This window comes from Paraburkholderia sp. GAS38 (assembly GCF_050434965.1).
Taxonomy (GTDB): domain Bacteria; phylum Pseudomonadota; class Gammaproteobacteria; order Burkholderiales; family Burkholderiaceae; genus Paraburkholderia; species Paraburkholderia phenazinium_A.
Map to the genome: position 1 here is coordinate 175,957 of NZ_JBNDJO010000019.1, position 14,378 is coordinate 190,334.

Here is a 14,378-nt window from a genome sequence, read left to right on the forward strand (position 1 = left end):
GCGTGATGCCGGTGACACGAATTTTACCAACGCATTCGCGCTGCACCCGCGCTTTCCCGCAACGTTAGCCAATCGGCCTATAAATCGGCGAAAGAAAGCGCGACAAACACGACCGCCGTGCATGGGACAGGAGTCAGTGCTAAAGCACTCACTCCTGTCGACAAAAAAAAGCCGCTCAGTCGAAACTGAGCGGCTTCGCTAGCTGGTGAGCCCGAGCGGCTTGCGCCGCGGGGACTTACTCGCCTGAGTGCTGCTGCTCGGCTGCCGGGGTTTCCGGTGTGCCGAAGTCGAATGCCTCTTCCGCTGCGATCTGATCGAAACGCTCGCGGTCGGACAGTTCCTTGCTCTTGCGTGCCTTGTGGAACGCGAGACCCGTACCGGCCGGAATCAGACGGCCGACGATCACGTTTTCCTTCAGACCGCGCAGATCGTCGCGCTTGCCCATAATCGCCGCTTCGGTCAGCACGCGGGTCGTTTCCTGGAACGACGCCGCAGAGATGAACGAATCGGTCGACAGCGACGCCTTCGTGATACCGAGCAAGACGTTTTCGTAGGTTGCCGGACGCTTGTCTTCCGCGATCATACGGTCGTTCTCGTCGAGCATATCCGACCGCTCGACCTGTTCGCCCGGGATGAAACGCGTATCGCCGTTGTCCGTAATCTGCACGCGGCGCAACATCTGACGAACAATCACTTCAATGTGCTTGTCGTTGATCTTCACGCCTTGCAGACGGTACACGTCCTGCACTTCGTCCACGATGTAACGCGACAGCGCTTCGACGCCCTGCAAACGCAGGATGTCGTGCGGATCCGCCGGCCCGTCGACAATCATTTCGCCCTTGTTGACGACCTGACCATCGTGCACCAGAACCTGCTTTTCCTTCGCGATCAGGAACTCGTGCTGGTTGCCCTCGAGGTCCGTGATAACGAGACGCTGCTTGCCCTTCGTGTCCTTACCGAACGACGTCGTACCCGTGACTTCCGCCAGGATACCTGCGTCCTTCGGCGAACGTGCTTCGAACAGTTCCGCCACACGCGGCAGACCGCCGGTAATGTCACGCGTCTTCTGCGATTCGGTCGGGATACGTGCGAGCACTTCACCCACCTGCACTTGCTGACCGTCCTTCACGGTGATCAGAGCGCCGACCTGGAAGCCAATCTGCACCGAATGCTCGGTGTTCGGGATCTTGACTTCTTCGCCGTTCGCATCGAGCAGCTTGACCTGCGGACGCACCGTCTTCGACGCTTGCGAACCGCGGCGCTTCACGTCGATCACGACCAGCGTCGAGAGACCCGTCACATCGTCGATCTGCTTGGCAACCGTCACGCCTTCTTCGACGTTTTCGAACTTCACCGTACCACCGTACTCGGTGATGATCGGACGCGTCATCGGATCCCACGTGGCCAGTTGCGTGCCGGCCTTGATCTGCGCGCCGTCCAGTTGCAACAGCGTCGCACCGTACGGCACCTTGTGACGTTCACGCTCACGGCCGTGGTCGTCGGTGATCATCGCTTCGCCCGAACGCGAGATGACGATCTGCTCGCCCTTCGCATTCGTCACGTAACGCATCGTCGACGTGAAACGCACCGTACCGTTCGACTTGGCTTCGATCGACGAGGCCACTGCCGCACGCGATGCCGCACCACCAATGTGGAACGTACGCATCGTCAGCTGCGTGCCCGGTTCACCGATCGACTGAGCAGCGATCACGCCCACTGCCTCACCGACGTTGACCGACGAGCCGCGGCCCAGGTCGCGGCCGTAGCAGGCTGCGCACAGGCCGTAACGCGTTTCGCAAGTCAGCGGCGTACGCACGCGCACTTCGTCGATGCCGAGACGTTCGATTTCTTCGACCGCGTCTTCGTCGAGCAACGTGCCCGCTTCGTACAGCGTTTCCTGCGATTCCGGATTGACGACGTCAGCCACCGCCACGCGACCCAGGATACGGTCACGCAGGGCTTCGACGACTTCACCGCCTTCGACCAACGCCTTCATGGCGACGCCGTTCGACGTACCGCAATCGTCCTCGACCACCACCAGATCCTGCGTCACGTCGACGAGACGACGCGTCAGGTAACCCGAGTTTGCCGTCTTCAGTGCCGTATCAGCCAGACCCTTACGTGCACCGTGGGTCGAGATGAAGTACTGCAACACGTTCAGGCCTTCGCGGAAGTTCGCCGTAATCGGCGTCTCGATGATCGAGCCGTCCGGCTTCGCCATCAGGCCACGCATACCGGCCAGCTGACGAATCTGAACTGCGGAACCACGCGCACCCGAGTCGGCCATCATGTAGATGGAGTTGAACGACTCCTGACGCGTCTGGTTGCCGTCGCGATCGACCACCGGCTCCGTCGAGAGCTGTTCCATCATCGCCTTGCCGACCGCTTCCGACGTTGCCGACCAGATGTCGACCACGTTGTTGTAGCGCTCTTGCGAGGTAACGAGACCCGACATGTACTGACGGTCGTATTCCTTCACCTTCTTCGCGGCGTCGCCGACGATCTGTTCTTTCTGCGGCGGCACGAGCATGTCGTCCACGCAGATCGAAATACCCGCGCGCGTTGCCAGACGGAAACCCGACTGCATCAACTGGTCGGCGAAAATCACCGTTTCACGCAGACCGCACTTGCGGAATGCGGTGTTGATCAGACGCGAAATTTCCTTCTTCTTCAGCGGCTTGTTCAGCACCGAGAACGGCAGGCCCGGCGGCAGAATTTCCGAGAGGATCGAACGGCCGACGGTCGTCGCATACAGCGTGATCTTCGGCACGAACTTCGGTGCACCTTCCGACTTGTCTTCGTTGTGGACCATTTCCGTGATCCGCACGTTGACGCGCGAGGCCAGCTCGACTTCCTTGTTCTCGTACGCACGCAGCGCTTCCGAGACGCCCGTGAACGTCAGGCCTTCGCCCTTGGCGTTCACAGCTTCGCGGGTCGCGTAGTACAGACCGAGCACGATATCCTGCGACGGCACGATCGACGGATCGCCGTTGGCCGGGAACAGGACGTTGTTCGACGCCAGCATCAGCGTACGCGCTTCCATCTGCGCTTCGAGCGACAGCGGCACGTGCACGGCCATCTGGTCACCGTCGAAGTCGGCGTTGAACGCCGCGCAAACGAGCGGGTGCAACTGGATTGCCTTACCTTCGATCAGCACCGGCTCGAAAGCCTGAATGCCAAGACGGTGCAGCGTCGGCGCACGGTTCAGCATGACCGGATGTTCGCGGATCACCTCTTCGAGGATGTCCCACACCACCGGCGTCTGGTTCTCGACTTCCTTCTTCGCGGCCTTGATGGTGGTAGCGACACCCATCACTTCGAGCTTGTTGAAGATGAACGGCTTGAACAGTTCGAGCGCCATCAGCTTCGGCAGACCGCACTGATGCAGCTTGAGCGTCGGGCCGACCACGATCACCGAACGGCCCGAGTAGTCCACACGCTTACCGAGCAAGTTCTGACGGAAACGACCGCCCTTACCCTTGATCATGTCAGCGAGCGACTTCAGCGGACGCTTGTTCGCGCCGGTCATGGCCTTACCGCGACGGCCGTTATCGAGCAGCGAATCGACGGCTTCCTGCAGCATCCGCTTTTCGTTGCGGACGATGATTTCAGGCGCCTTCAGTTCGAGCAGACGCTTCAACCGGTTGTTACGGTTGATCACGCGGCGATACAGGTCGTTCAGGTCCGACGTCGCGAAACGACCGCCGTCCAGCGGCACCAGCGGACGCAGTTCCGGCGGCAGCACCGGCAGCACTTCGAGCACCATCCAGTCAGGCTTGATGCCCGAACGCTGGAAAGCCTCGAGTACCTTCAGGCGCTTTGCGTACTTCTTGATCTTCGCTTCCGAACCCGTGTTCTTGAGTTCGGTGCGGAGCATCTCGACCTGTTCGTCGATGTTGATTGCGCGCAGCAGTTCGCGCACGCCTTCCGCGCCCATCTCAGCGCGGAATTCGTCGCCGTACTCTTCGACCTTGTTGTAGTAATCCTCTTCCGTCATGATCTGCCGCGCTTTCAGCGGCGTCATGCCCGGATCGATCACCACGTAGGCTTCGAAGTACAGCACGCGTTCGATGTCGCGCAGCGTCATGTCGAGCACCATGCCCAGACGCGACGGCAGCGACTTCAGGAACCAGATGTGCGCAACCGGCGAGGCCAGTTCGATGTGGCCCATCCGTTCGCGACGCACCTTTGCCAGCGTAACTTCAACGCCGCACTTCTCGCAGATCACGCCACGGTGCTTCAGGCGCTTGTACTTGCCGCACAGGCATTCGTAGTCCTTGATCGGCCCGAAAATCTTCGCGCAGAACAGGCCATCGCGTTCCGGCTTGAACGTCCGGTAGTTGATGGTTTCCGGCTTCTTCACTTCACCGAACGACCACGAACGGATCTTGTCCGGCGAGGCCAGACCGATCTTGATTGCGTCAAAAACTTCTTCTTGTTGGACTTGCTTGAATAGATCGAGCAGAGCTTTCATTGCTTTCTCTCCGTAGTCCGATTAGTTGCGGTCGAGGTCGATGTCGATGCCCAGCGAGCGGATTTCCTTCACCAGCACGTTGAAGGATTCCGGCATGCCGGCGTCGATCACGTGATCGCCCTTGACCAGGTTCTCATAGACCTTGGTCCGGCCAGTCACGTCGTCCGACTTCACCGTCAGCATTTCCTGCAGCACGTACGATGCGCCGTACGCTTCGAGCGCCCACACTTCCATTTCACCGAAACGCTGGCCACCGAACTGCGCCTTACCGCCCAACGGCTGCTGCGTCACGAGCGAGTACGGGCCCGTGGAACGCGCGTGCATCTTGTCGTCGACCAAGTGGTGCAGTTTCAGGTAGTGCATGTAGCCGACCGTCACCGTCCGTTCGAACATCTCACCCGTGCGGCCGTCATACAGACGCACCTGGTTCTTCGACGGCGTCATGCCGAGCTGCTTCGCGATGTCGTCCGGGAACGCCAGATCCAGCGCGCGCGACATTTCTTCTTCCGTTGCACCGTCAAACACCGGCGTAGCAAACGGAACGCCTTCGCGCAGGTTCTTCGCCAGTTCGACGATTTCGTCGTCCGTGAAGCTGTCCAGCTCTTCGGCGCGGCCCGACTCGTTGTAGATCTTGATCAGGAATTCGCGCAGTTCAGCGATCTTCGCCTGACGCTGCAGCATTTCGCCGATACGCCAGCCGAGACCCTTCGCGGCCCAACCCAGATGCACTTCGAGAACCTGACCCACGTTCATCCGCGACGGCACGCCGAGCGGATTCAGCACGACGTCAGCCGGACGGCCATCGGCCATGTACGGCATGTCTTCGATCGGAACGATCTTCGACACCACACCCTTGTTACCGTGACGGCCAGCCATCTTGTCGCCAGGCTGCAGGCGGCGCTTGACTGCCAGATACACCTTGACCATCTTCAGCACGCCCGGCGGCAGTTCGTCGCCCTGGGTAAGCTTCTTGCGCTTTTCTTCGAACGCCAGGTCGAACTGGTGACGCTTCTGTTCGATCGAGTCCTTGATGGCTTCGAGCTGTGCCGCTGCTTCTTCGTCCGCGAGGCGGATGTCGAACCAGTGGTAGTGGTCGAGATCTTCCAGGTAAGCCTGTTCGATCTTCGTACCCTTCGCGAGCTTCTTCGGACCGCCGTTCGCGACCTTGCCGACGAGCATACGGGCGAGACGCTGGAACGCGTCGCCTTCCACGATACGCAACTGGTCGTTCAGGTCGAGGCGATAGCGCTTCAGTTCATCGTCGATGATCTGCTGAGCACGCTTGTCGCGCTGGATGCCTTCACGCGTAAACACTTGCACGTCGATGACCGTGCCGCTCATGCCGGACGGCACGCGCAGCGACGTATCCTTCACGTCCGAAGCCTTCTCACCGAAAATCGCACGCAGCAGCTTTTCTTCCGGCGTCAGCTGGGTTTCGCCCTTCGGCGTCACCTTACCGACCAGCACGTCGCCCGCTTCGACTTCCGCGCCGATGTAGACGATGCCCGACTCGTCGAGACGGCCGAGTTGCACTTCAGCCAGGTTCGAAATGTCGCGCGTGATTTCTTCCGGTCCGAGCTTCGTATCGCGAGCAACGACGTTCAGCTCTTCGATGTGGATCGACGTGTAACGGTCGTCGGCAACCACCTTCTCCGAGATCAAGATCGAGTCTTCGAAGTTGTAGCCGTTCCACGGCATGAACGCGACCAGCATGTTCTGGCCGAGAGCCAGTTCGCCGAGGTCGGTCGATGCGCCGTCAGCCAGCACGTCGCCGCGCGACACGATGTCGCCGACCTTCACGATCGGGCGCTGGTTGATGTTCGTGTTCTGGTTCGAACGCGTGTACTTGATCAGGTTGTAGATGTCCACGCCGACGTCGCCAGCAGCGGCTTCATCGTCGTTCACGCGGATCACCATACGGCCCGCGTCGACGTAATCCACCACGCCACCGCGGAATGCCTGAACCGTCGTACCCGAGTCGACTGCCACCGTGCGTTCGATACCCGTACCGACCACAGCCTTTTCAGGACGCAGACACGGCACAGCCTGACGCTGCATGTTCGAACCCATCAAAGCGCGGTTCGCGTCGTCGTGCTCGAGGAACGGAATCAGCGAAGCTGCCACCGAAACGATCTGCGACGGCGCCACGTCCATGTACTGGATGCGGTCCGGCGTAACCATCAGCGTTTCACCGGCTTCACGCGACGACACCAGTTCGTCGGTCAGCGAGCCGTCAGCAGCAACCGCCGCGTTCGCCTGAGCAATCACGTAACGGCCTTCTTCGATCGCCGACAGATAGTCGATCTGATCCGTCACCTTGCTGTCCACGACCTTGCGATACGGCGTTTCGAGGAAGCCGTATTCGTTCAGGTGCGCGTACAGTGCGAGCGAGTTGATCAGGCCGATGTTCGGACCTTCCGGCGTTTCAATCGGGCACACACGGCCATAGTGGGTCGGGTGCACGTCGCGGACTTCAAAGCCAGCGCGCTCACGCGTCAGACCGCCCGGGCCAAGAGCCGAAACACGGCGCTTGTGGGTGATTTCCGACAGCGGGTTGGTCTGGTCCATGAACTGCGACAGCTGCGACGAACCGAAGAACTCGCGAATCGCCGACGAGATCGGCTTCGAGTTGATCAGGTCGTGCGGCATCAGGTTTTCGCTTTCAGCCTGACCCAGACGTTCCTTCACCGCACGTTCCACACGCACGAGACCGGCGCGGAACTGGTTTTCCGCCAGTTCGCCGACACAACGCACACGGCGATTGCCCAAGTGGTCGATGTCGTCCACTTCGCCCTTGCCGTTACGCAGTTCGACCAGAATCTTGATCGTCGCGAGGATGTCGTCGTCTTGCAGCGTCATCGGGCCGACGATTTCGTCGCGGCCGACACGGCGGTTGAACTTCATACGACCCACCTTGGACAGGTCGTACGCGTCTTCACTGTAGAACAGACGGTTGAACAGCGCCTCGACCGCTTCTTCGGTCGGCGGTTCGCCCGGACGCATCATGCGGTAGATGGCGATGCGAGCGGCCATCTTGTCCGCGGTTTCGTCGATACGCAGCGTCGACGAGATGTACGGACCTTGATCCAGATCGTTCGTGTAGAGCGTCTGGATGTCCTTGATCTTCGCTTCGCGCAGCTTTTCGAGGACGGTTTCGGTGATTTCGTCGTTCGCGTTGGCGATGACTTCACCGGTATCGCCGTCGACGACGTTCTTCGCCAGCACGCGGCCAAGCAGATAGTCTTCGGGGACCGAAATGAACTTCGTCTTCGCGTTTTCGAGGTCGCGAATGTGCTTGGCGTTGATCCGCTTGTCCTTCTGGACGATCACGTTACCGTCACGGTCCGTGATGTCGAAGCGCGCGACTTCACCACGCAGACGCTCCGGCACGAATTCCATCTGCGCGCCTTCCGGCATCAGCGTGAAATTGTCGAACACGAAGAAGTTTGCGAGGATCTGTTCCGGCGTGAGGCCGATGGCCTTCAGCAGGATCGTGACCGGCATCTTGCGGCGGCGGTCGACGCGGAAGTACAGCACGTCCTTCGGATCGAATTCGAAGTCGAGCCACGAACCACGGTAAGGAATGATACGTGCCGAAAACAGCAGCTTGCCCGAGCTATGCGTCTTGCCCTTGTCGTGTTCGAAGAACACGCCAGGCGAGCGGTGCAGCTGCGAAACGATCACACGTTCCGTACCGTTGATGACGAACGAACCGGTCGGCGTCATGAGCGGAATTTCGCCCATGTACACTTCCTGCTCCTTCACTTCCTTGACGACCGGCTTGCTCGGCGACTCCTTGTCGAGCAGCACGAGGCGCACCTTCGCGCGCAGTGCCGAGCAGTACGTCAAACCGCGCTGCTGACATTCCTTGATGTTGAATGCCGGCGGCGACAGCATGTAGCTGACGAACTCTAGACGGGCGAAGCCGTTGTGAGAAACAATGGGGAAAACGGACGTAAACGCCGCTTGCAGGCCTTCCGGCTTGCGTTGCGTCGAGGACGTGTCGGCTTGCAGAAACGTGCTGAATGATTCAAGCTGGGTAGCCAGCAGGAAAGGTACTTGGTGAACGATGGGGCGCTTCGCGAAACTCTTGCGAATACGCTTCTTCTCGGTGAAGGAATATTGCATACGATCTCCGAATCACGGCGGGCATTGTTGTCGAGGCAGGATACCTTGATGAGACAACCCGAGTGTTCACCGACTGAGACCCGATGGCCGTCCGATGGCTTGAACGAGCCTAGAAGCTTGGTGGTTGGCCGCTACCAACCGCTGGCTGACGGCAGCGGATGCCTATGTTGCCCGCTACCCGACCAAACTTGCCTTCTGCAGTCGCTTCAGAAGACAAAGAGAAACGCCGGTCAATGTTGCCGAAAGGCGGTTTTCTTTGGCCTCTAGGGTTACGCTTTTGCCGAAACCACCGTGCAAAAACGTACTGCCCACAAAGCACAAAAAGGCCGGCGGTGGGAAACCGCCAGCCTTCGCACAGCGCGCCGAAACTTACTTGATTTCAGCTTTCGCGCCGGCTTCTTCCAGCTTCTTCTTGGCTTCTTCAGCTGCAGCCTTCGGTACCGCTTCCTTAACAGGCTTCGGTGCACCGTCAACCAGATCCTTCGCTTCCTTCAGGCCGAGACCCGTCAGTTCACGAACAGCCTTAATGACCGAAACCTTGTTCGCGCCGACTTCCGTCAGGTTGACCGTGAATTCGGTTTGCTCTTCAGCAACAGCCGCAGCTGCGCCAGCCGGGCCTGCCACTGCAACAGCAGCTGCCGACACGCCAAACTTTTCTTCGAACGCCTTAACCAGCTCGTTCAGTTCCAGAACCGACATCGAGCTTACCGCTTCGAGGATGTCTTCTTTTGCGATTGCCATTTGAAATACTCCTAAATTGAATTCGGATACAGCCAGCGATCAATCACGCTCGGCTGAAGTGCGTTACGCAGCGGTTTCTTCGCCCTGTTTCTTTTCTGCCAGCGCGGCCAGAGCGCGCGCAAAGCCGGAAACAGGTGCTTGCATAACGTACAACAGCTTGGAGAGCAGTTCTTCGCGGCTCGGGATGTTTGCCAGCGCTTGCACGCCGGCCTTGTCCATCACCTTGCCTTCGTAGGAACCAGCCTTGATGACCAACTTGTCATTGCTCTTGCCGAAGTCGTTGACGACCTTAGCAGCAGCAATTGCATCTTCCGAGATGCCGTAGATCAGGGGGCCAGTCATCTGCTCTGCCAGCGGAGCAAACGGGGTACCTTCGACAGCGCGACGCGCCAGCGTGTTCTTCAACACACGAAGGTAAACCTGTTGCTCACGCGCTTTCGCGCGCAGCTTGGTCAGATCGCCAACCGCGATTCCACGATACTCAGCCAGAACCACGGTCTGGGCTTTCGCGACTTGCGCGGCAACCTCAGCGACGACGGCCTGCTTGCTTTCTTTGTTAAGTGGCACGGTTAACCTCCAGATTCGATACACGCAGCGTGCGCTTTGTGTACCGCGTTCAATAACGGCGTCCGACCAGTCAGGAGTATTTCTTCCGCTCACCGTCTACATTGCTGCAGACAACCAACGGCTTCATCACTACAAAACCTTTTCGGGTTCGCCATCTGCGTTGGCTTTACATTAAGGGTCGGCCTACCTGCTGCTTTCCCGCCAACGGTCTTTGACAACCGGCCGCAACATGCAAACTGCCATCTTGCGACCGCCCAAAGCCCATAAAACCGCCTCGATTCGCATCGAGGCGATGAATTTCTTACTGTGCTGCGAGCGATGCCTGGTCGACGCGAACGCCAACGCCCATCGTGCTCGACAGCGCGACCTTACGCAGGTACACACCCTTGCTCGTTGCCGGCTTCGCCTTTTGCAGCGCTTCGACGAGAGCAGCCAGGTTGCTGCGCAGAGCCGTCGGCTCGAACGAAGCACGGCCGATGGTGGCGTGGATGATACCGGCCTTGTCGACACGGAATTGCACCTGACCAGCCTTGGCGTTCTTCACAGCCGTCGCGACGTCAGCCGTGACGGTGCCGACCTTCGGGTTCGGCATCAGGCCACGCGGGCCGAGGATCTGACCGAGCGTACCGACAACGCGCATCGTGTCCGGCGAAGCGATCACGATATCGAAGTTCAGGTTGCCGGCCTTGACTTGTTCAGCCAGGTCTTCCATACCGACGATTTCGGCGCCGGCTGCACGAGCCTGCTCAGCCTTTTCGCCTTGGGCAAACACAGCCACGCGGACCGACTTACCGGTACCAGCCGGCAGCACGACCGAGCCACGAACCACTTGGTCCGACTTCTTCGCGTCGATGCCGAGTTGCACAGCAACGTCGATCGACTCGTCGAACTTCGCGCTTGCGCACTCTTTCACGAGCGACAGCGCTTCGTCGATCGCGTACAGTTTCTGGCGATCAACCTTGTTTGCAAATGCTTGCAGACGCTTCGAAAGCTTAGCCATTTACACGCCCTCCACGGTGATGCCCATCGAGCGGGCGCTACCAGCGATCGTACGGACCGCTGCATCCAGGTCAGCTGCCGTCAGATCGGGCATCTTGGCCTTAGCGATGTCTTCAGCTTGAGCGCGCGTGATCTTGCCGACCTTGTCGGTGTGCGGCTTTGCCGAACCCTTGTCGATCTTCGCTGCCTTCTTGATCAGAACCGTAGCCGGCGGCGTCTTCAGAACGAACGTGAAGCTCTTGTCGGCGAAGGCGGTGATCACGACCGGAATCGGCAGACCCGGTTCCATTGCTTGAGTCTGCGCGTTAAACGCCTTGCAGAACTCCATGATGTTCAGGCCACGCTGGCCCAGTGCCGGACCGACCGGCGGCGACGGGTTGGCTTTACCTGCAGGAATCTGCAGCTTGATAAAGCCGATGATTTTCTTTGCCATGTTGAAAACCTCGTTGGAACGTTGCACGACTACGTGCGGACGTTCAGTGAGTAGTAGCGCGCGTTCGCCTAAAGCTGGCTACTGACGCTCCTCAACGGCCATTACGCGGACCGTAAGCGCGAAATACGGAACGCGCCGTTAGGCGCGCTCCGCAGAATCCTGATTACAACTTTTCGACCTGACCGAATTCCAGCTCGACCGGTGTTGCACGGCCGAAAATGGTGACAGATACACGGACGCGCGACTTTTCGTAGTTCACTTCCTCGACGCTGCCGTTGAAATCCGTGAACGGACCGTCCTTGACGCGAACCATCTCGCCGACCTCGAACAGGGTCTTCGGGCGCGGCTTCTCAACGCCTTCCTGCATCTGCGACATGATCTTCTCGACTTCCCGCGGGGAAATCGGGCTAGGACGATTGCGCGCACCGCCCACGAAACCTGTCACCTTTGCCGTGTTCTTCACGAGGTGCCACGTTTCATCGGTCATTTCCATCTCGACGAGCACGTAGCCCGGGAAGAAACGACGCTCGGTCACCGACTTGTGACCGCCTTTGACTTCTACCACTTCTTCAGTCGGCACCAGGATCTGGCCGAACTGATCCTGCATGCCTGCACGCTCGATGCGCTCCTGAAGCGCACGTTGCACGCTCTTCTCCATGCCGGAGTAGGCGTGCACCACGTACCAACGTTTTCCACTCGGGGATGCCGGAGTATCGCTCATATCATTTCCAACCCAGAATCGCCGAGAAAATCGCCCATTCAATGGATTTGTCGCAAATCCAGAGAAACACCGCCATGATGAACACGAAAGCGAACACCACGAGAGTTGTTTGCGTCGCCTCTTTACGAGTCGGCCAGACAACCTTGCGGACTTCTTTGTACGAGTCCTTGGCGAATGCGATGAAACCCTTACCGGGCGCGGAGAGAAGTCCGACTGCAACACCCGCGATGACGCCAACAGCCAAGGCGGCTCCGCGGACGTACCATTCCTGGCTACCCAGCCAGAAGAACCCCACGAACCCGGCCAAGACCAACAATACACCCGCAGCGAGCATCAGCTTGTCGCCGGAGGTATTTACAGTTTCGACGGAAGGATTCGCCATAACACCTTAACGAGCGCCCTATACGGCGCGAGAGTTGGCAGGGGCAGAGGGAATCGAACCCCCAACCTTCGGTTTTGGAGACCGACGCTCTGCCAGTTGAGCTATACCCCTAAACCATTTTGGGGTTGACGACACCGCCAACCCCGAAACTTCTAATCAACGAGTACTGGCTGGCTTACTCGAGGATCTTGGCAACGACACCTGCGCCGACGGTACGGCCACCTTCACGGATGGCGAAGCGCAGACCTTCTTCCATCGCGATCGGGTTGATCAGCTTCACCGTGATCGACACGTTGTCGCCCGGCATGACCATTTCCTTGTCCTTCGGCAGCTCGATCGAGCCCGTCACGTCCGTCGTACGGAAGTAGAACTGCGGACGGTAGTTGTTGAAGAACGGCGTGTGACGGCCGCCCTCGTCCTTGCTCAGCACGTACACTTCCGCCGTGAAGTGCGTGTGCGGGTTGATCGAACCCGGCTTCGCCAGAACCTGGCCACGCTCCACGTCTTCACGCTTCGTGCCGCGCAGCAGGATACCCACGTTGTCGCCTGCCTGACCTTGATCCAGCAGCTTGCGGAACATTTCCACGCCCGTGCAGGTCGTCTTCACCGTCGGCTTGATACCGACGATTTCGATTTCTTCGCCGACCTTCACCACACCGCGCTCAACCCGGCCCGTCACCACTGTGCCACGACCCGAGATCGAGAACACGTCTTCCACCGGCATCAGGAACGCACCGTCAACTGCGCGCTCCGGCGTCGGGATGTACGTGTCCAGCGCGTCGGCCAGGTTCATGATCGCCACTTCGCCCAGCTCGCCCTTGTCGCCTTCCAGCGCCAGCTTGGCCGAACCCTTGATGATCGGCGTGTCGTCGCCCGGGAAGTCGTACTTCGACAGAAGTTCGCGAACTTCCATCTCGACCAGCTCCAGCAGCTCAGCGTCGTCCACCATGTCGCACTTGTTCAGGAACACGATGATGTACGGAACGCCAACCTGACGCGCCAGCAGAATGTGCTCACGCGTTTGCGGCATCGGGCCGTCAGCGGCCGAGCACACCAGAATTGCGCCGTCCATCTGTGCCGCGCCCGTGATCATGTTCTTCACATAGTCAGCGTGGCCCGGGCAGTCAACGTGCGCGTAGTGCCGGTTAGCCGTTTCGTACTCGACGTGCGCCGTGTTGATCGTGATGCCGCGCGCCTTTTCTTCCGGCGCTGCGTCGATCTGGTCATACGCCTTCGCTTCGCCGCCGAACTTCGCGGTCAGCACCGTCGTGATCGCTGCCGTCAGCGTGGTCTTGCCGTGGTCAACGTGACCGATCGTGCCGACGTTCACGTGCGGCTTGGTCCGCTCAAACTTACCCTTGGCCATTTTCGACTCCTAAGAGGATTATCCGTACGTTGCGCCGCGCGCAAACAATCACCGAGTACTTCTGGTGCCCATGGGCAGGATCGAACTGCCGACCTCTCCCTTACCAAGGGAGTGCTCTACCACTGAGCCACATGGGCGCTACATCTTCGTTACTGGAGCGGGTGAAGGGAATCGAACCCTCGTCGTAAGCTTGGAAGGCTTCTGCTCTACCATTGAGCTACACCCGCAAGGATCTTTTCGATTCCCAACTACTACTTCAGCATGCATTCTGGTGGAGGAGGTTGGATTCGAACCAACGTAGGCGTAAGCCAACAGATTTACAGTCTGCCCCCTTTAGCCACTCGGGCACCCCTCCGCAGAGAACTGATGATTATGGGGGAAGAGCACTACAATGTCAAGCGTTGCTTGACCGCTCAAACCCGACAGCTCTCACTTATAAGCGTTTCCGTAAACGCACAAACCCCACCTTTGTGGGGTGGGGTTTGTGCTTGCTGCTAGGGAGCCTGACGATTACCTACTTTCACACGGGTAATCCGCACTATCATCGGCGTGGAGTCGTTTCACGGT

Annotated in this window: 9 protein-coding genes and 4 tRNA genes; all 13 read right to left on the bottom strand. The window is 59.2% G+C overall.

Annotated features, from left to right (window positions below):
* Positions 1-235: 235 nt before the first annotated feature.
* Positions 236-4,474, bottom strand: coding sequence for a DNA-directed RNA polymerase subunit beta' (gene rpoC / locus P3T42_RS33470; protein WP_074301414.1), 4,239 nt, complete (start codon positions 4,472-4,474; stop codon positions 236-238).
* A 21-nt stretch (positions 4,475-4,495) separates the two neighbouring features.
* Positions 4,496-8,602 carry a DNA-directed RNA polymerase subunit beta gene (gene rpoB, locus P3T42_RS33475; RefSeq protein ID WP_074301413.1) on the bottom strand — a complete coding sequence of 1,369 codons (4,107 nt, stop codon included), beginning with the start codon at positions 8,600-8,602 and terminating at the stop codon, positions 4,496-4,498.
* A 369-nt stretch (positions 8,603-8,971) separates the two neighbouring features.
* Complete coding sequence (gene rplL, locus P3T42_RS33480; protein ID WP_035554731.1) at positions 8,972-9,343, bottom strand: 50S ribosomal protein L7/L12; 372 nt, start codon at positions 9,341-9,343, stop codon at positions 8,972-8,974.
* 63 nt (positions 9,344-9,406) lie between these two features.
* A complete protein-coding gene (rplJ, locus tag P3T42_RS33485) occupies positions 9,407-9,910 on the bottom strand; it encodes a 50S ribosomal protein L10 (protein WP_074301412.1) in 504 nt (167 codons plus the stop codon).
* A gap of 301 nt (positions 9,911-10,211) precedes the next feature.
* Positions 10,212-10,910, bottom strand: a complete 699-nt coding sequence (rplA, locus tag P3T42_RS33490; protein ID WP_074301411.1) for a 50S ribosomal protein L1 — start codon at positions 10,908-10,910, stop codon at positions 10,212-10,214.
* Positions 10,911-11,342: a 50S ribosomal protein L11 gene (gene rplK / locus P3T42_RS33495; RefSeq protein ID WP_074262715.1), complete on the bottom strand. Its 432-nt coding sequence runs from the start codon at positions 11,340-11,342 to the stop codon at positions 10,911-10,913.
* Positions 11,343-11,505: 163 nt separating this feature from the next.
* Positions 11,506-12,063, bottom strand: a complete 558-nt coding sequence (nusG, locus tag P3T42_RS33500) for a transcription termination/antitermination protein NusG (protein WP_007180147.1) — start codon at positions 12,061-12,063, stop codon at positions 11,506-11,508.
* 1 nt (position 12,064) lies between these two features.
* Positions 12,065-12,445, bottom strand: a complete 381-nt coding sequence (gene secE, locus P3T42_RS33505) for a preprotein translocase subunit SecE (RefSeq protein WP_074301410.1) — start codon at positions 12,443-12,445, stop codon at positions 12,065-12,067.
* A 35-nt stretch (positions 12,446-12,480) separates the two neighbouring features.
* A tRNA-Trp gene (locus P3T42_RS33510) sits at positions 12,481-12,556 on the bottom strand.
* 64 nt (positions 12,557-12,620) lie between these two features.
* On the bottom strand, positions 12,621-13,811 hold the full coding sequence (gene tuf / locus P3T42_RS33515; protein WP_074262708.1) for an elongation factor Tu: 1,191 nt from the start codon (positions 13,809-13,811) through the stop codon (positions 12,621-12,623).
* A gap of 62 nt (positions 13,812-13,873) precedes the next feature.
* Positions 13,874-13,948: transfer RNA gene (locus tag P3T42_RS33520), tRNA-Thr, on the bottom strand.
* Positions 13,949-13,964: 16 nt separating this feature from the next.
* Positions 13,965-14,038, bottom strand: a tRNA-Gly gene (locus P3T42_RS33525).
* Between the two features lie 42 nt (positions 14,039-14,080).
* Positions 14,081-14,166: transfer RNA gene (locus P3T42_RS33530), tRNA-Tyr, on the bottom strand.
* Between the last annotated feature and the right edge of the window lie 212 nt (positions 14,167-14,378).